The sequence below is a fragment of the Rhodococcus sp. Z13_19A genome, assembly GCF_058133575.1.
Window position 1 is genome coordinate 683,112 of the sequence record NZ_JBYUNN010000003.1, and the last position, 17,995, is coordinate 701,106.

Annotated in this window: 14 protein-coding genes; 7 read left to right on the forward strand and 7 right to left on the reverse strand. The window is 73.5% G+C overall.

Going from position 1 to position 17,995, the window contains the following annotated elements:
- Positions 1-2: 2 nt before the first annotated feature.
- A complete protein-coding gene (gene ffh, locus AC3YNX_RS14370) occupies positions 3-1,562 on the reverse strand; it encodes a signal recognition particle protein (protein WP_127782721.1) in 1,560 nt (519 codons plus the stop codon).
- A 197-nt stretch (positions 1,563-1,759) separates the two neighbouring features.
- Here ffh and AC3YNX_RS14375 point away from each other — a divergent pair, with 197 nt between their 5' ends.
- The 5 genes from AC3YNX_RS14375 (at position 1,760) to AC3YNX_RS14395 (ending at position 6,615) form a co-directional block, all read left to right on the forward strand.
- A complete protein-coding gene (locus AC3YNX_RS14375; RefSeq protein WP_489995876.1) occupies positions 1,760-2,620 on the forward strand; it encodes an SDR family NAD(P)-dependent oxidoreductase in 861 nt (286 codons plus the stop codon).
- Positions 2,617-3,207 carry a carboxymuconolactone decarboxylase family protein gene (locus AC3YNX_RS14380; RefSeq protein ID WP_489995877.1) on the forward strand — a complete coding sequence of 197 codons (591 nt, stop codon included), beginning with the start codon at positions 2,617-2,619 and terminating at the stop codon, positions 3,205-3,207. Before AC3YNX_RS14375 ends, AC3YNX_RS14380 begins: the two co-directional genes overlap by 4 nt.
- A 42-nt stretch (positions 3,208-3,249) precedes the next feature.
- Positions 3,250-4,329, forward strand: coding sequence for an NAD(P)H-dependent amine dehydrogenase family protein (locus AC3YNX_RS14385; protein ID WP_489995878.1), 1,080 nt, complete (start codon positions 3,250-3,252; stop codon positions 4,327-4,329).
- A gap of 63 nt (positions 4,330-4,392) precedes the next feature.
- The gene (locus AC3YNX_RS14390) at positions 4,393-5,016 is read left to right on the forward strand and encodes a DUF5701 family protein (protein WP_127782717.1); all 624 of its coding nucleotides are present in this window, start codon (positions 4,393-4,395) and stop codon (positions 5,014-5,016) included.
- Positions 5,017-5,046: 30 nt separating this feature from the next.
- Complete coding sequence (locus AC3YNX_RS14395; RefSeq protein WP_489995879.1) at positions 5,047-6,615, forward strand: acyl--CoA ligase family protein; 1,569 nt, start codon at positions 5,047-5,049, stop codon at positions 6,613-6,615.
- On the opposite strand, the gene AC3YNX_RS14400 is transcribed toward AC3YNX_RS14395, so the two are convergent.
- From AC3YNX_RS14400 to AC3YNX_RS14425, 6 genes are all read right to left on the reverse strand, one after another.
- On the reverse strand, positions 6,605-8,950 hold the full coding sequence (locus tag AC3YNX_RS14400; protein WP_489995880.1) for a [protein-PII] uridylyltransferase: 2,346 nt from the start codon (positions 8,948-8,950) through the stop codon (positions 6,605-6,607). The two genes, AC3YNX_RS14395 and AC3YNX_RS14400, sit on opposite strands and share 11 nt — an antisense overlap.
- A 186-nt stretch (positions 8,951-9,136) precedes the next feature.
- The gene (locus tag AC3YNX_RS14405; RefSeq protein WP_127782714.1) at positions 9,137-9,475 is read right to left on the reverse strand and encodes a P-II family nitrogen regulator; all 339 of its coding nucleotides are present in this window, start codon (positions 9,473-9,475) and stop codon (positions 9,137-9,139) included.
- Positions 9,476-9,477: 2 nt separating this feature from the next.
- Positions 9,478-10,878 (reverse strand): ammonium transporter, encoded by a 1,401-nt coding sequence (locus tag AC3YNX_RS14410; protein ID WP_127784739.1) that lies wholly within the window; start codon positions 10,876-10,878, stop codon positions 9,478-9,480.
- 220 nt (positions 10,879-11,098) lie between these two features.
- Complete coding sequence (ftsY, locus tag AC3YNX_RS14415) at positions 11,099-12,526, reverse strand: signal recognition particle-docking protein FtsY (RefSeq protein ID WP_489995881.1); 1,428 nt, start codon at positions 12,524-12,526, stop codon at positions 11,099-11,101.
- An 80-nt stretch (positions 12,527-12,606) separates the two neighbouring features.
- Complete coding sequence (gene smc / locus AC3YNX_RS14420) at positions 12,607-16,194, reverse strand: chromosome segregation protein SMC (protein ID WP_489995882.1); 3,588 nt, start codon at positions 16,192-16,194, stop codon at positions 12,607-12,609.
- Between the two features lie 19 nt (positions 16,195-16,213).
- Complete coding sequence (locus AC3YNX_RS14425; RefSeq protein ID WP_127782711.1) at positions 16,214-16,510, reverse strand: acylphosphatase; 297 nt, start codon at positions 16,508-16,510, stop codon at positions 16,214-16,216.
- A gap of 18 nt (positions 16,511-16,528) precedes the next feature.
- On the opposite strand from AC3YNX_RS14425, the gene AC3YNX_RS14430 reads away from it, so the two are divergent.
- Together AC3YNX_RS14430 and AC3YNX_RS14435 are read left to right on the forward strand one after the other, a co-directional pair.
- A complete protein-coding gene (locus AC3YNX_RS14430) occupies positions 16,529-16,726 on the forward strand; it encodes a hypothetical protein (RefSeq protein ID WP_127782710.1) in 198 nt (65 codons plus the stop codon).
- A complete protein-coding gene (locus tag AC3YNX_RS14435; RefSeq protein WP_489995883.1) occupies positions 16,723-17,991 on the forward strand; it encodes a bifunctional lysylphosphatidylglycerol flippase/synthetase MprF in 1,269 nt (422 codons plus the stop codon). The genes AC3YNX_RS14430 and AC3YNX_RS14435 overlap by 4 nt, the downstream gene beginning before the upstream one ends.
- Positions 17,992-17,995 lie beyond the last annotated feature (4 nt).

Below are 17,995 nucleotides of genomic sequence, written 5' to 3' on the forward strand. Positions count from 1 at the left end.
GGTCACTTCTTCGGCGACTTGGGCAGCTTCAGCTGGGAGGGATCGAACCCGGCCAGGCCCGGCGGGAGCTCGTTGATCGACCCGGCGGGACCGGAGCCGGCCAGGCCCGGCAGGTCCAGCCCGGCGGGCAGGCCACCCGGCATGCCCGGGAAGCCACCGCGCACCTTGGGCTGGGTGGGCCCGCGCCCGCCCTTCTTGCCCTTCTTGCCCTTCTTGCCGCGCACCGCCTTGCGCTGGCCGCCGCCGGAGCCGGGCAGGCCGAAGCGACCGGACATCTGGGCCATCATCTTGCGGGCGTCGAAGAAGCGGTCCACCAGCTGGTTGACGTCGGAGACCTTGACGCCGGAGCCGTTGGCGATGCGCAGCCGGCGGGAGGCGTTGATGATCTTCGGGTCGGCCCGCTCGGCGGGGGTCATGCCACGGATGATCGCCTGGATGCGGTCCAGCTGCTTCTCGTCGACCTGGCCCAGGGCCTCCTTCATGTCGCCGGCCCCGGGCAGCATGCCCAACAGGTTGGCGATGGGCCCCATCTTGCGCACGGCCATCATCTGCTCGAGGAAGTCCTCCAGCGTGAGCTGGCCGGATCCCATCTTCGCCGCGGTGGCCTCGGCCTGCTCCTGGTCGAAGACCTGCTCGGCCTGCTCGATGAGGCTGAGCACGTCGCCCATGCCCAGGATGCGGCTGGCCATCCGGTCGGGGTGGAAGACGTCGAAGTCCTCCAGCTTCTCCCCGGTGGAGGCGAACAGGATGGGCTGGCCGGTGACCTCGCGCACGCTCAGCGCGGCGCCACCGCGGGCGTCGCCGTCGAGCTTGGTGAGCACCACGCCGGTGAAGCCCACGCCGTCGCGGAAGGCGTTGGCGGTGGTGACGGCGTCCTGGCCGACCATGGCGTCGAGCACGAACAGGGTCTCGTCCGGCTGCACGGCGTCGCGGATGTCCGCCGCCTGCTGCATCAGCTCGGAGTCGATGCCCAGGCGGCCGGCGGTGTCCACGATGACCACGTCGTACTGGCGGGCGCGGGCGTCGGCGATGCCGCGCCGGGCCACGTCCACCGGGTCACCCACGCCGTTGCCGGGCTCGGGGGCGAACACCGGCACGCCGGCACGCTCACCGACCACCTGCAGCTGGGTGACGGCGTTGGGGCGCTGCAGGTCGCAGGCCACCAGCATCGGGGTGTGGCCCTGCTTGCGCAGCCACGCGGCGAGCTTGCCGGCCAGCGTGGTCTTTCCCGCACCCTGCAGGCCCGCCAGCATGATCACCGTCGGCGGGTTCTTGGCGTAGGTCAGCCTGCGGGTCTCGCCACCGAGGATGGTGACGAGCTCCTCGTTGACGATCTTGACGACCTGCTGTGCCGGGTTCAGCGCGCCGGAGACCTCCGCGCCCTTGGCGCGCTCCTTGACCTTGGCCACGAAGGCACGCACGACGGGCAGCGCGACGTCGGCCTCGAGCAGGGCCAGGCGGATCTCGCGGGACGTGGCATCAACGTCCGCGTCGGAGAGCCGGCCCTTGCCACGCAGGTCCTTCAGCGTGCCTGTCAGTCTGTCGGAGAGGGATTCGAACACCGAGCGCGCTCCCGTTGCAATTGCTGGGCGGGGGTCCCCCCGGCGGTGACGCCGGGCGGGTTGGTGACGACAGCCTAGTCGGCCCACCTCACCCCGGGTGTTCCGCGCGGGCCCGCACCACCGGACGGCACCCGCGCGCCCCCCGTCGGCCCGCCGTAACGAACACTGGTGTCACGAATGTTGTTAGGTTGGGCGTCATGCCTCACTCCGAGCCCCCTGACCTCAGCGGACGCCGCGTCCTCATCTCCGGAGCCGCCCGCGGCATCGGCGCCGCGCTGGCCCGGCGGCTGCACCAGCGCGGGGCACGGGTGGCGCTGATCGGCCTGGAGCCGGCGCTGCTCGCCGAGGTGGCCCGCGGCTGTGGGGACGCGCCCTGGCTGGAGTGCAACGTCGCGGTGCAGGCCGAGGTGGATGCCGCCGTCGCCGAGGTGGTGCAGCGCCTCGGTGGACTGGACGTGGTGGTCTCCAACGCCGGCGTGGCCGCCCAGATGCCGATGCTCGGGGGCGACCCGTCGGTGCTGGAGCGCACCCTGCAGGTCAACGTCCTGGGCACCTACTACCTGCTGCGCGCGGCGGGCCCGCACATCAGCCACGACCGCGGCTACGCAGTGGCGGTGTCGTCCCTGGCGGCGGCCGTGCAGGCCCCGCTGCTCGGCGCCTACAGCGCGTCCAAGGCCGCGGTGGAGGCGCTGGGCAACACCCTGCGGGTGGAGCTGGCCGCCTCGGGCGCCAAGGTCGGCCTGGCCTACTTCGCCGAGCTCGACACCGACATGACCAGCCGCGGGTTCGGCACCGAGGCAGCCACGGCGCTGAGCAAGAAGAAGCCGCTGTCCAAGGTGGCGCCCCTGTCGCTGGGCGTGGACGCCCTCGAGCGGGGCATCGCCCGCCGCTCCCGCCGGGTGGTGGCGCCGGGCTGGGTGGGACCGGTGCTGCACATCCGCTCGCTGGCCCAGCGGGTGACCGACCGCGCCACCCAGAACGGCCTGCAGGACAGCCTGCGGATCGCGCGCACCGAGAACGCCCCGCTCACCACCGCCCAGCCCGGCGACCACGCGTGAGCACGCCCCGCGTCGCTCCCGGTGGCCGCACGGACATCGGGTTCGCGACCTGGGGCTTCGCCCAGCTCGCTGGGCTCACCGCGGGCACCTCTGCCCCACACCTGTTCACCACCCTGGGTCGCCACCGCCGGCTGTTCCGCGGCTGGCTGCACTTCGCCGGGAGGCTGATGCCCGGCGGCACCCTCCCCCGGCGGGAGAGCGAGCTGGTGATCCTGCGGGTGGCCCACCTGCGCGGCAACCGCTACGAGCACGAGCACCACGTCCGGCTGGGCCGCCGCGCCGGAGTCACCGACGCTGACCTGCAGCGCGTGGCCGACGGCCCCGACGCGCCGGGCTGGTCGGCCCGCGAGCGCACCCTGCTGCACGCAGTGGACGCCCTGCACACCCACCTGGACCTCGACGACGCCACCTGGGCCCAGCTGCGCGGGCACCTGGAGGAGCCGCAGTGCATCGAGCTGTGCCTGCTGGTGGGTCACTACGAGATGCTGGCCACCACCATCACCGCCCTGCGCATCCAGCCGGACGAGGCGCGACGCCGGCTGCTGCCGGCCGCGCTCCGTCCCCGCCGGCTGCCACGCACCGGCTAGCCTCGCCGCACGGTGACGTGCACCACAGTCAGGGGGTCGGCGATGGGCGCTCGGGTGGTGCAGTGGAGCACCGGCAACGTGGGCCGGCACGCGGTGGCCGGTGTGGCCGCGCACCCGGAGCTGGAGCTGGTCGGCGTCTGGGTGTCCGACCCCGCCAAGGTGGGCCGCGACGCCGGGGAGCTGGCCGGGCTGGACACCGCGCTCGGGGTGCCCGCCAGCAACGACGCCGCCGAGCTGCTGGCGCTGCAGCCCGACTGCATCGTCTACACCGCGATGAGCGACAACCGGCTGTCCGAGGCACTGGCGGACCTGACCGGGTTCCTGCGTGCCGGGATCAACGTGGTGGCCAGCGGGCCGGTCTTCCTGCAGTACCCGGTGGGCGTGCTGCCGCCGGAGGTCTACGAGCCACTGAGCCGAGCCGCGGCCGAGGGCGGCGCCTCGTTGTTCGTCAACGGCATCGACCCCGGCTTCGCCAACGACTGGCTGCCGCTGGTGCTCACCGGCACCTGTCGGGAGATCGAGCAGGTGTGGTGCTCGGAGATCGTGGACTACGCCACCTACGACAACCCCACCGTGCTGTTCGACATCATGGGCTTCGGCCGGCCGATGGACGAGACGCCGATGCTGCTGCAGCCCGGGGTGCTGTCGCTGGCCTGGGGCAGCGTGGTGCGCCAGCTGGCCGCCGGGCTCGGGGTGGAGCTGGACGAGGTCACCGAGGTGCACGAGCGCCTCCCCGCCCCGGAGACCTTCACCATCCGCTCCGGCCCCATCGCCGAGGGCACCGCGGCCGCACTGCGCTTCGCCGTCCGCGGCATGGTGGACGGGGCCGCGGTGCTGGTGCTCGAGCACGTCACCCGGCTGCGCGCCGACCTGGCGCCGCACTGGCCCCAGCCGGCCGGGCCGGAGGGCAGCTACCGGGTGGAGATCACCGGCGAGCCCAGCTACACCCTGGACCTGGTGGCGCACTCGCCCACCGGGGTGCACAACGACGCCACCCTCAACGCCACCGCGATGCGGCTGGTCAACGCCATCCCCGCGGTGGTGGCCGCGGCCCCCGGGCTGCGCACCGCTCTCGACCTGCCGCTGGTCACCGGCCGGGGGATGGTCCGTCCGCGTCGCTAGCCGGAACTTCGCCGGGCGCTCGGTCGTTGACCTCGCACCGCTGCTGTCGAGGAGGAGTGACCCATGTCTGTCGCCAGCCCAGCCCGCACCCCCAGCCCCACCGCCACGGCCGAGCTCGACCGGCAGCTGGACCGGCTCGTCGACGCCGGCTTTCCCACCCTCGCCGGGATCACCGAGGACCGGCTGCGCACGCTGGCCGCCCCGCTGCGCGAGCACCTGCCCGCCGAGCCCTTCGTGCTGGTCACCAGCCGGGAGCTGCTGGCGCCGGAGCGGCTGGTGGAGCTGGCCCGGCTGAGGACCAAGACCGGCTTCACCACCATGGCAGCGGACGACCTGGCCCGGTTCGTGCCCACCGCCGACGTCGAGCTGCCCGACGCACCGCTGTACCTGCTGGTCGACGTGGACGCCGGGGAGGAGACCCGCAACGTCCGCCCCGACGACGCGCTCAGCACGATCCTGGGGACTGGGCGCACGCCGCTGACCCTGGAGGAGGGGCTGGCCGTGGCGGTGCAGCACCCGGAGTGGCTGCGCGAGCGCACCTGTTTCCAGATGCTCGGCTCCCGGGCCGGCGACAAGCGGGTCACCGGGGTCTGGGTGAGCAAGGGCGCGCCGCGACTGGGCTGGTGCTGGGGCGGCAACCCGCACACCTGGCTGGGCATGGCCTCAGCCGCCGCTCGCATCGGCTGACACGGCACCCGCAGGCTTACGCTCAGGCCTGTGACCACGCCTTTTGGCCCTGTCCCCCTCACGCCCACCGCGTTCCTGGACCGCGCCCGGGTGGTGCACACCGACCGGCTGGCGCTGGTGGACGGCGACGTCCGGCGCACCTACGGCGAGCTGGCTGAGCGATGCGACCGCCTGGCCGGGGCGCTCGCCAGCATCGGGGTGCGCCCCGGCGACCGGGTGTCGGTGCTGGCGCCGAACTCGGCGGTGGCGCTGGAGGCGCACTACGGGGTGCCGATGGCCGGTGCAGTGCTGAACGCGCTGAACACCCGCCTCAGCGCCGCCGAGCTGGCCTGGATCGTCACCCACGCCGGGTCGGTGGTGCTGGTGGTGGACGCCGACCTGCTCGAGCTCGGCCGCGCCGTGCACGCGCTGGTGGACCCCGCGGTGCAGCTGGTGGTCGCCGGCGGGCCGGAGGACGGCTACGAGGCGCTGCTGGCGGCCGCGGAGCCGCTGCGGGTGCCGGTGACCGACGAGTGGTCGCTGCTGTCGCTGAACTACACCAGCGGCACCACGGGCAAGCCCAAGGGCGTCATGTACTCCCACCGCGGGGCCTACCTGCAGGCGCTGGCCATGACCGCCCAGACCGGGCTGGACGCGCGGTCGGTGTACCTGTGGACGCTGCCGATGTTCCACTGCAACGGGTGGTGCTTCCCGTGGGCGGTCACCGCGGCCGGCGGGGTGCACCACACGCTGCGCACCGTCGCGGCCGACGCGGTGTGGCAGGCGATCCGCGAGGAGGGCATCACCCACCTGTGCGCCGCGCCGACCGTGCTGGTCGGCGTGGCGGGCTCGCCCGACGCTGCCCCGGCGGAGCGCACCGTCACGGTGTGCACCGGGGGCGCTCCGCCCTCGCCTGCGCTGCTGGAGCGGATGGCCGCCCTGCGCCTGGACGTCACCCACCTGTACGGGCTCACCGAGACCTACGGCCCGGCCGCGATCTGCGACTGGCGCCCGGAGTGGGACGATCTGGACGCCGCTGAGCAGGCGCGGCTGCGCGCCCGTCAGGGGGTGGCCAACCTGGTGAGCCTGCCGCTGCGGGTGGTGGACTCCGCCGGGGCCGACGTGCCCGCCGACGCCGCCACCACCGGTGAGGTGCTGCTGCGCGGCAACAACGTGATGCTCGGCTACTACCGCGACCCGGACGCCACCCGGGCCGCCGAGCACGAGGGGTGGTTTCGCACCGGCGACATCGGCGTGCTGCACCCCGACGGCTACGTCGAGCTCCGCGACCGCTCCAAGGACGTGATCATCTCCGGCGGGGAGAACATCGCCTCCATCGAGGTGGAGCAGGCGCTGGACTCCCACCCCGCCGTGCTGGAGAGCGCGGTGGTCGCCGCGCCCGACCCCCGGTGGGGCGAGTCGGTGGCCGCCTTCGTGGTGCTGCGCGAGGGGGCTGAGGTCACCGAGCGCGAGCTGATAGACCACGTCCGTGCCCGCCTGGCCCACTTCAAGGCGCCCAAGCAGGTGCACTTCGGGCCGCTGCCCAAGACCGGCACCGGCAAGATCCAGAAGTTCCGGCTCCGCGGGCAGCTGCACGACGACGGAGCGCTCAGCGGGTGACGGCCAGCACCGCCGCGGTGAGCTCCTTGCGCAGCACTGGGGTGTCGGCGTCGCCCAGGTGCAGGCCGAACGCGTCCGCCACCGACGAGCCCATCGTCTCCACGCGCGCCCACTCGATCTGCACCCCGCGCTGCTGCAGCACGGCGGCCACCCGGTAGAGCAGCCCCGTCCGGTCGGCCGCGCGGAGCTCCAGCACGGCCGGGCCGACGCCCTCGTCCACCCAGAGCACCCGCGACTCGGTGCCGTCGGTGGCGTGCTCACCGTAGGTGGCCTCCTTGGCCGCCAGCCGCTGGGCCAGCTCGGCGTCGTCGCGCAGCGCTCGGGCCAGGTCCTGGCGCAGCAGAGCCACGTCGGGCGGGCTGCCGAAGCGGGGCGAGACCATGAAGGTGTCCACCGCGGCGCCGGCGTGCTCGCGCACCGACGCCGAGTGCACCCGCAGCGAGTGCAGGGCCAGCACCCCGGCAGCGGCAGCGAGCACGTTGTGGGCGTCCGGGGCCACCACCCGCACCAGCATGGGGGTGTCGGCGGTGGCCGGCTCCAGCGTCACCGACAGCTTGCCGGCCTCCGCCAGCGCGCGGTGCTCCGCCGAGAGCGGCTCCATCTCCGGCAGCGGCTCGCCGCGGGTCATCAGCCGGCAGCGGCTCACCAGCTGCTCCACCAGGGACGCCTTCCAGCTGCCCCACATGCCAGGGCCGGTGGCGCGGGAGTCCGCCTCGGTGAGGGCGTGCAGCAGCTCCAGCAGCACGCGGTCGCCGCCCACGGCGTCCACCACGGCCTCGATGGTGGCGGGGTCGTTGAGGTCGCGGCGGGACGCCGTCACCGGCAGCAGCAGGTGGTGGCGCACCATCGCCGACAGCGTCTGCACGTCGGCCTCGGGCAGACCCATCCGGCGGGCGATCGGCTGGATCATCTCGGCGCCGACCTCGCTGTGGTCACCGGGCAGCCCCTTGGCGATGTCGTGCAGCAGCGCGCCCACCAGCAGCAGGTCCGGCCGCGACACCCGGGTGGTCAGCGAGCCGGCGTAGGCACACGTCTCCATCAGGTGGCGGTCCACCGACCAGACGTGGGCGGCGTCGCGGGGCGGCAGGTCCCGCACCGTCGACCACTCCGGCACCAGGGTGCACCACAGGTCGGCGCGGTCGAGGGCCTCGATGGAGCCGATCACCGCCCGCCCGGTGCCCAGCAGGGCGAGGAAGTTGGCCAGCATCGGCCGCGGCCACACCGGGGCCTCCTGGGGCGGGGCATCGGCCAGCGCGTTGAGGGTGGAGCCGGCGATGGGCAGCCCGGTGCGGGCCGACGCCAGGGCCACCCGCAGCGACAGCGCGGGATCGGAGCCGGCCCGCACCCCCTTGGCCAGCGCCACCTCGCCCCCGTGCTCCACCACGCCCTCGGCCAGCGGCCGGCGCACGGGGGCGCGGCGCAGGGTGGCCAGGCCGCGGCGGGGCAGCGCGCTGCGGGCGGTGCGCAGGCCCACCTCCACCGAGTAGCTGACGGTGCGGGCGGCGTCGCTGAGCTCCCGCGCCAGGGTGAAGCGGTCACCGCGGCCCAGCGCGACGGCGATCTCGTCGGCGTCCTGCGCGCGCAGCACGTCGCGGGCGCGGCCGGACACGCGGTGCAGCTCGGTGCGCACGTCCAGCAGCAGGGCGTGCGCACGGGGCAGTCCGCCGCCGGGCGAGTGCTCGCTGAGCCCGGGCGTCCGGTTGATCACCTGGGCGGCAGCCAGCGCGGAGAGCAGCTGCAGGTCGCGCAGCCCACCGCGGCCGTGCTTGAGGTCAGGCTCCACCCGGTGAGCCACCTCCCCCACGCGCTCCCAGCGCTCGTGGGCCTGCTCGGCCAGCTCGTCCAGGCGGTTGCGGATGCCGCTGCGCCACTGGGCGTACACCGAGCCAACCAGCCCGCCGGCCAGCTCGGTGTCGCCGGCGATGGGCCGCAGCTCCAGCATGCCCAGCGCCGCGGTGACGTCCTCGGCGGCGACGGCCAGGGCCTGGGCCGGGGTGCGCACGCTGTGGTCGAGCTGCACGTGGGCGTCCCACAGCGGGTACCAGAGCCGGTCGGCGATCTCGGCGATGCCGCTCGGGGCGCCCTTGCCGTGCAGCAGCACCAGGTCGAGGTCGGAGTGCGGCAGCAGCTCGCGCCGGCCCAGCCCGCCGACGGCCATGATGGCCATGCCGCTGCCGGCGGTGATGCCGAGCTCGTCGGCGCGCTGCACCAGCCAGTGCTCGTGCAGGGTGAGCAGGGCCGCGCGCAGCTCGGCGGCCGACAGCGCGTCGCCGTTGGCCAGAAGCTTGGCCCGCCCCTCGACGAGGTCGTGCACCGGGTCGTAGTCGGGCTGCATGGGTGGAGCTCCGTCCTGGTCAGAGATGTAGGCCGGTCAGCGAGGTGGGTCCGTCAGCGAGGTGGGCCAGACACGCCCACACAGGCACGGACCCCCGCCCGCCGGGCCCTCACCGGTGCGTAACCGGGAGTTCCGGCGGACGAGGGTCCGCGACGTCGTGCAGGGAGGCTGGTCACCGTGGGCGCGTCACAGCGCGTCCGGGCCCCGCTCACCGGTGCGCACCCGCACCATGGTCTCCACCGGGGAGGACCAGACCTTGCCGTCCCCGATCTTGCCGGTGCGCGCGGCCTCGACGACCACGTCGATGACCTTGTCGGCCACCGAGTCGTCGACGACGACCTCCACGCGCACCTTGGGCACGAAGTCCACCGAGTACTCGGCACCGCGGTAGACCTCGGTGTGGCCCTTCTGCCGGCCGTAGCCCTGGACCTCGCTGACGGTCATGCCGAGCACGCCCAGCTGCTCGAGCGCAGTCTTGACGTCTTCGAGCGTGAACGGCTTGATGATCGCCGTGATGAGCTTCATGATCAGGCCTCCTTGCTGGCAGATGCTGCCAGGATCGAGTTCGGCTTTGACTGTCCCCCGGTCATGCCCAGTGCACCACCACTGATCGGTGCAAGGTCGTAGCCGGACTCAGCGTGCTGCGATTCGTCGATCCCCATCATCTCAGCCTCGTCCTCCACGCGGAGACCCATGGTCACCTTGATGGCGAGGGCGATGATCGCCGTGACCACCAGCGAGAAGGCCAGCACTGCGCCGGCACCCACCGCCTGGCGCCACAGCTGGTCGACGCCGCCACCGTAGAACAGTCCGTCGACACCGGCCGGAGCCTCCGAGGTGGCCACCAGGCCGACCAGCAGGGTGCCGATGATTCCACCGACCAGGTGGACGCCGACCACGTCGAGCGAGTCGTCGTAGCCGAAGCGGTACTTCAGTCCGACGGCCAGGGCGCAGAACACGCCGGCGACCGCACCGATGACCAGCGCACCCAGCACGTTCACCGAGGAGCAGGCCGGGGTGATGGCGACCAGGCCGGCGACGATGCCCGACGCACCGCCCAGGCTGGTGGCGTGACCGTCCCGGACGCGCTCCACCAGCAGCCAGGCCAGCATCGAGATGCAGGTGGCGACGACGGTGGTGATGAAGGTGGTGCCCGCGGTGCCGTTGGCGCTGGTGGCGGAGCCGGCGTTGAAGCCGAACCAGCCGAACCACAGCAGGCCGGAGCCGAGCATCACGAAGGGCAGGTTGTGCGGGCGCATCGGGTCCTTGGGCCAGCCGCGGCGCTTGCCGAGGACGAGCACCAGGACCAGCGCGGCCGCACCGGCGTTGATGTGCACCGCGGTACCACCGGCGAAGTCGATGGCAGCGAGCTTGTTGGCGATCCAGCCACCCGTCTCGGCGGTGACCCCGTCGAAGGCGAACACCCAGTGCGCCACCGGGAAGTACACGATCGTGGCCCACAGACCCGCGAAGACCAGCCAGGCGCTGAACTTCATCCGGTCGGCGACCGCACCAGAGATCAGGGCGACGGTGAGGATGGCGAACATCGCCTGGAAGGCGACGAAGACCGTGGCGGGCATGGTGCCGACCAGCGGGATGTTCACCACGTCGGCCGCCTCGATGCCGGCGGCAGCGTCCTCGGCGACGGCCGCGGAGCCGTTGCCGCTGATCAGGCCCTTGAGCCCGAAGTACTGGGTGGGGTCACCGATGAGGTTGCCCTTGTCCTCGCCAAAGGCGACCGAGTAGCCGTAGAGCACCCAGAGCACGCCAACGACCCCCATGGCGCTGATGCTCATCATCATCATGTTGAGCACGCCCTTGGCTCGGACCATGCCCCCGTAGAAGAACGCCAGTCCTGGCGTCATCAACAGCACAAGCGCCGCGCTGATCAGCATCCACGCGGTGTCGCCTGTGTCCGGAACGCCCATCGTCGGGAAGTTCACCTGGCTTGCCTCCTCCTGCCCCGGCCTAGGGCATGCCCCCTGGCTCTGGTTGTGAGGAGAGAGTCCCCGTTCGGTGTTTCCCCTGTGCAGCACCACTGTTGCCCAGAGATGAACGATGGGGCGCTCATGTTACGTCCGTGTTTACGGCAGTCACACAGGTTCGCCTGGTCCTCACGGCCGCGCCCGCGTCACCGGGCGCGGCGGGCTAGCCCAGCAGGGCGTCGATGAACGCCTCCGGGACGAAGGGGGCCAGGTCGTCGGCACCCTCGCCCAGGCCCACCAGCTTGACCGGCACGCCCAGCTCGCGCTGCACCTGGAAGACGATGCCACCCTTGGCCGTGCCGTCGAGCTTGGTGAGCACCACCCCGGTGACGGTGACCACCTCGGAGAACACGCGGGCCTGCAGCAGGCCGTTCTGGCCGGTGGTGGCGTCCAGCACCAGCAGCACCTCGTCCACCGCGGCCTTCTTCTCCACCACCCGCTTGACCTTGCCCAGCTCGTCCATCAGCCCGGTCTTGGTGTGCAGGCGTCCCGCGGTGTCGATGAGCACCACGTCCACGCCCAGCTCGGTGCCCTTGGCGACGGCGTCGAAGGCCACGGCGGCCGGGTCGGCCGACTCCTTGCCCCGCACCACCTCGGCGCCCACGCGCTCGCCCCAGGTCTGCAGCTGGTCGGCCGCGGCGGCGCGGAAGGTGTCTGCCGCACCGAGCAGCACGCGCCGGCCGTCGGCCACCAGCACCCGAGCGAGCTTGCCGGTGGTGGTGGTCTTGCCGGTGCCGTTGACCCCCACGACCAGCAGCACCGACGGGTGGTCGGCATGCGGCAGGGCGGCGATGGAGCGGTCCATCTCCGGGTGCAGCTGGTTGACCAGGACCTCGCGCAGCAGGGCACGGGCCTGCTCGGTGGTGCGGACGTTGCGACTGGCGATCTTCTCGCGCAGCTCGGTGACCACCGCGACGGTGGTGGCGGTGCCGAGGTCGGCCATCAGCAGGGTGTCCTCGACCTCCTCCCAGGAGTCCTCGTCGAGGTCGCCGGCGCCGAGCAGGCCCAGCAGGCTCTGCCCGACGGCGGACTGGGAGCGCGAGAGCCGTCCGCGCAACCGGTCCAGCCGGCCGGCCGTGGGGGCGATCTCCTCGCGGGGCTCCGCCGTCGGCTCCGGCGTGATCGTCTCGGTCTCGGCGGTCTCAGGTGCAGCGGTCTCGGTCTCGGTCTCGGGTGCTGCGGTCTCGGTCTCGGTCTCGGCAGTCTCGGGTGCAGCGGTCTCGGTCTCCACCGGTGCGCGCGGCGCGGCCGCGGCCGTCTCGGCGTCGGGCAGGTCGACGTTGACCAGCGTGCGGCGCTCGGAGTCGCGCGGGATCGACGCGTCGTCGCCGACCGCCGGCTCGCGCTCGGTCTCCGGAGACTCTGGAGTCTCCGGCAGGGTGGGTGCCACCGGCGACGGAGCAGGCGGAGCCGTGGACCCGCCGCTGAAGCTGATCGGTTTGTCCGCGCGGTAGCCGGTCGGGGTGGCGGTGCTCTCTCGCTGCCCCACCGAGAGGCGCACCTGACGACGACGGCGCAGCACCAGCCCCGCCACGAGCAGCAGGATGAGCAGCGCGGCTACGGCTATGACGATCCAGACCCAGGTTTCCACGAGCGCCATCGTGCCAGTCGCCGGCCGCCGAGACCCTAACGGCCCAGTGGGGAGGAGGCCCCCGGGCGACAGGGCGGGGACTAGCCTGCGGGTGCCGGCTCGCCCGTGGGCTGCCTGCGCATCCGCTGGGAGATGACGGTGGTGATGCCGTCGCCCCGCATGCTCACCCCGTACAGGGCGTCGGCAACCTCCATGGTCGCCTTCTGGTGGGTGATGACGATCAGCTGGGAGCGCTCCCGCAGCTGCTCGAACAAGGTGATCAGCCGCCGCAGGTTGGTGTCGTCCAGCGCCGCCTCCACCTCGTCCATCACGTAGAACGGCGACGGCCGCGCCCGGAAGATCGCGACCAGCATGGCCACCGCGGTCAGCGACTTCTCACCGCCGGACAGCAGGGACAGCCGCTTGACCCGCTTGCCCGGTGGACGCGCCTCCACCTCGATGCCGGTGGTGAGCATGTCGTCGGGGTCGGTCAGCACCAGCCGGCCCTCCCCGCCGGGGAACAGCGTGGCGAACACGGCGCCGAACTCCGCCGCCACGTCGTGGTAGGCCGCGGTGAACACCTCCAGGATCCGTCGGTCCACGTCGGCGACCACGCCCAGCAGGTCCTTGCGGGTGGCCTTGACGTCCTCCAGCTGGGTGGCCAGGAACTGGTAGCGCTCCTCCAGGGCGGCGAACTCCTCCAGCGCCAGCGGGTTCACCTTGCCCAGGGTGCGCAGGTCCCGCTCGGCGCGGGCCACCCGCTGCTCCTGGGTGGCGCGGTCGTAGGGCATGGGCGGCGGGGCGCTCACCTGCTCGCCGCGCTCCCGGGCGGCGGCGTGCTCGGCCAGCTCCTGCGCGGTGGACGGTAGCGGCACGTCCGGGCCGTACTCGGCGACCAGCTCGTCCAGGCCGATGGCGTGGGTGGCCACGATCGTCTCCGCCAGCTGCTCCACCCGCAGCGCCGCCTGGGCCCTGGCGACCTCGTCGCGGTGCACCGCGTCGGTGAGCGCGGCGAGCTGCTGGGCCAGGCTGCGGGTGCTCTCCCGCGTGACGCGCAGCTCCGCCTCGGCCGCGGTGCGGCGCGCGGTGACGGCGTCGCGCTCGGCCACCGCCGCGGCCAGCACCTGCTGCACGTGCTGCTGCGCCCGCTGCCCGCCCTCGGCCACCGCCTCCGCCACCGCGGCGGCGTGCCGACGGGTGCGCAGCGCGTTCTCCGCCCGCACCCGGGCGTCGCGCTCGGCGCGGGCACTGCGCCGCAGGGCATCGGCCCTGCCGCGCACCGACCCGGCTCGCTCCTCCGCGGTGCGCAGGGCCAGCCGGGCCTCCACCTCGGCGGCGCGGGCGGTGCTCAGCGCGACGGCGGCTGCGTCGCGCTCGGCCGTGGTGGGCTCGTCCTCCCCCGGCTCGGCCTGGGCGTGGGCCAGGCGCTGCTCCAGCTCGGCCAGCGCCGTGAGCCGCTCCGCCCGGGCAGTCTCCAGCTTCTCCCGCTGGGCGGCCAGCCGCGCCACCTCGCTCTCCGCGGTGCGCACGGTCTGGCCCAGCCGACCGAGGCGCTCGGCCACCGCGGCCAGCTCTGCGTCGGACTCGTTCAGCGCGGCCAGGGTCAGGTCGACGTTCTGTGCCCGCTCCTTCTCCTCCTCCCGTGCGCCGGTGAGGGCACCGGCCAGCTGCTCGGCGCGCTGCTCGGCGGCCTGCACGGCGGCGGTCGCCTCGTCCACCGCGGCCTGCACCTCCAGGGTGCTGGCCGGACGGTCCGAGCCACCCAGCGCCCACCCGGCGCCCAGCAGGTCACCCTCCTGGGTCACCACCCGCACCCCGGCGGCGGTCAGGGCGTCCGCCTGGCCGAGCTGCTCGACGACCACGACGTCGCACAGCAGGGCCTGCACCGCGGGGCGCAGCGCGTCGTCGCAGTCCACCAGCTCACCGGCCCAGCGCGCGCCGTCGGTCAGCGCCACGGCGGGGCGCTGCCCGAGTGGCGCCGCGGCGTCGGTCACCAGCAGCCCGGTCCGTCCACCGTCCGCGGCCTTGAGCGCCTCCAGCGCGGGCAGCACCGACTGCTGGCCGGCCACCACCACCGCGTCGGCCAGCGGACCGAGCGCGGCCGCCACGGCCGCCTCGTAACCGGTGCGCACCCGCAGCCGCTGGGCGGCGGTGCCGAGCACCTGGTGGTGCTCGACCAACCACCCAGCGCCGTCCTTGCGGGCCAGCCCCACCGACAGCGCCGCCACCGTCGCGCGGCCCGAGGCCACCGCCTGGCCCGCCTCACGCTCGGCCTCGAGCAGCTCGCTCACCCGCTGCTGGGCCGCGGCGTGCGCGGCCACCGCCCGCTCGTGACGGTCGTCCAGCCCCAGCTCGCCGGCGTCGAGGTCGCTGATCTCGGCCTGCACCGCCGCGAACTCGCGCGCAGCCTCCTCGCCGCGGGCGCGCGCCTCGGCCATGGAGGTGCTCAGCCGCTCGATCTCGGCGGCGCCGGACTCGCTGCGCGAGCGCAGGGTGTCCACCTGCCCGGACAGCCGGGCCAGGCCCTCGCGCCGGTCGGCGATGGCCCGCACCGCGGCCAGGTGTGCCTTCTCGGCGGCGGTCAGCGCCCGCTCCAGCTCGGTGCGTCGCTGCTGCGCGGTCGCCAGCTCCGCCTGGGCGGCCACCATCGCCGCCTCCAGCTCGGCCTCCAGCTCGGCGGCACGCTCGGCCTCGGCCTCCAGCTGCTCAGGGTCGCGGCCGGGGCGGGTGTCGGCCACCGGAGCGCTGAGGTGGCGGGCCCGGTCGGCCGCCACCCGCACGGTGGCGCTCATCCGCTCCTGCAGGGCCGACAGCCGCAGCCAGGTGTCCTGCGCAGCCGTGGCGGCCGGGGCCAGCTCGGCCACCAGGGCCTCGCTGACGGCCACCTGCTGCTCGGCGCGGGCCAGCTCGGCCTGCACCTGCTCCTGCTGGGCGCGGGCGGCGGCCTCGTCGGTGACGCCGCGGTCCAGCTCGGCGCGGCGGGTCACCAGGTCGTCGGCGGCGAGGCGCAGCCGGGCGTCGCGCAGGTCGGCCTGCACGGTCTGCGCACGGCGAGCCACCTCCGCCTGCTTGCCCAGCGGCTTCAGCTGGCGGCGCAGCTCGGTGGTCAGGTCGCCCAGCCGCGCCAGGTTGGCCTGCATGGAGTCGAGCTTGCGCAGCGCCTTCTCCTTGCGCTTGCGGTGCTTGAGGACGCCGGCCGCCTCCTCGATGAAGGCGCGGCGGTCCTCCGGCCGCGACTCCAGGATGGTGGCCAGGCGTCCCTGCCCGACGATGACGTGCATCTCCCGGCCGATGCCGGAGTCGCTGAGCAGCTCCTGCACGTCCATCAACCGGCACGAGCTGCCGTTGATCTCGTACTCGCTGGCGCCGTCGCGGAACATCCGCCGAGTGATGGACACCTCGGCGTAGTCGATCGGCAGGGCGCCGTCGGAGTTGTCGATGGTGAGGGTGACCTCGGCGCGGCCCAGCGGAGCGCGCCCGGAGGTGCCGGCGAAGATGACGTCCTCCATCTTGCCCCCGCGCAGCGCCTTGGCGCCCTGCTCACCCATCACCCAGGTGAGCGCGTCAACCACGTTGGACTTGCCAGACCCGTTGGGCCCCACCACACAGGTGATTCCAGGCTCGAAGCGCAGCGTGGTGGCCGAGGCGAAGGACTTGAATCCCTTCAGCGTGAGGCTCTTCAGGTGCACCAGGGAACGGTACCCGGCGCTACCGCTCCACGAAGCCGTGCAGGCCGCCGCGCGCCGGCTCCCAGGTGTGCACCACGGTGTCCACGGCGCCCGGGGTCGCGCCCCCGCGCAGCGCCTGCAGCAGCTGCTCGCACTGCGCGCGGGGGCCCTCGGCGACCACCAGCACCCGACCGTCGCGCTGGTTGCTGGCGCTGCCCACCAGGCCCAGCTCCAGCGCCCTCGAGCGGGTCCACCAGCGGAAGCCGACGCCCTGCACGTGACCGTGCACCCATGCGGCGAGGCGGACGGGAAGCGTGTCGGTCGTCGGATCAGGCATGCCGCCTATTCTGCAGGGGTGGGACAGCGCGGGTTGGTCGTCAACGCCTGCCGCTCGCTGTGTTCTTGGCGGGCCAGCCGCGCGGAGGAAGACCTGCACGTCTGTGCCGGGTGCGGCTCGCAGTGGGTGCCCAGCGAGCCGTGGACCCCGATCGATGCCGACGGCCGGGTGCCCGCGGCCATCCTGGAGGTCAAGAAGCGCCAGGATCCCGGGTGAGCGGGCTCGCCTCGTTCCTGGACACCACCCAGGACCAGACCGTCGGACGCCTCGGCGACCTGCAGTGGTCCTGGCCCTACGCGCTCGGCCTGGCCATCTTCTTCCTGCTGCGCGGGCTCTACCTGCGGCGGCCGCTCACCCGCAACCACGTGCTCGGCGCCATCGCGCTGGCGGTCATCGCCCGGCTGGCCTACGACAGCGGCCGAGGGGTGCTGGGCTTCATCGCCCTGGCCCTGGCCGGTGCCGTGCTGGTGTTCCCCAAGACGGCCAAGGCCGCGCCCGAGGAGCTGGGCCGGGTCTTCGCACTGGTCAACCGCTCCCGGGACGACCCGCTGGCGCCCTTCGTGATGCACTCGGCCAAGGGCTACTTCTTCAACAGCGACGGCACCGCGGCGCTCGGCTACCGGGCCCGCCTGGGCATCGCCGCCGTCGCCGGGGACCCGGTGGGCGAGCGCACCGACTTCGCCGACCTCATCGAGGAGTTCCAGGCGCACTGCCGCAGCAACGGCTGGCGGGTGGCGGTGCTCGCCGCCGGCGAGTACTGCGCACCGCTGTGGAGCAGGCACGGGCTGCGGACGGTGCCCATCGGGCGTGACGTGGTGATCGACGTCGCCTCCTTCACCCTGCAGGGCCGGCAGTGGCGCAACCTCCGCCAGGCGGTGCAGCGCACCCACAACGCGGGGATCACCACCGAGGTCCGCTCCGAGCGGGGCCTGGACAAGGAGACGCTGGCCGAGCTGCGCCGGCTCGTCGCCAGCAGCGACCACCGGCACGCCAACCGGGGCTTCTCGATGATCCTGGACCACCTGCTCGACGGCCGGACGCCGGGCATCCTGCTGGCCATCGCCCGCGACGCCGAGGGGAGGGCGGTGGCGTTCCACCGCTACGCCACGGCCGACGAGGGCCGCATGCTCACCCTGGACGTGCCCTACCGCTCCGGCGACGCCCCCAACGGGGTGGACGAGCGGCTCAGCGTGGACATGGTGCACCACGGCAAGGAGCACGGCGGGGAGAAGGTGTCGCTGGCGTTCGCGGCGTTCCCGGAGATCTTCGAGTCCACCCACCGGGGGGCGGGCCAGCAGGCGGTGTACGTCGCCACCCACCTGCTCGACCCGCTGATCCGCATCGAGTCGCTGTACCGCTTCGTGCGCAAGTTCCGGGCGCTGGACGGACAGCGGTTCGCGATGGTCAGGCTGCGCCAGGTGGCGTTCGTGCTGGCCGCGTTCCTGGTGCTGGAGTTCGTGCCGCACCGCCGGCGGAGCTGAGGCC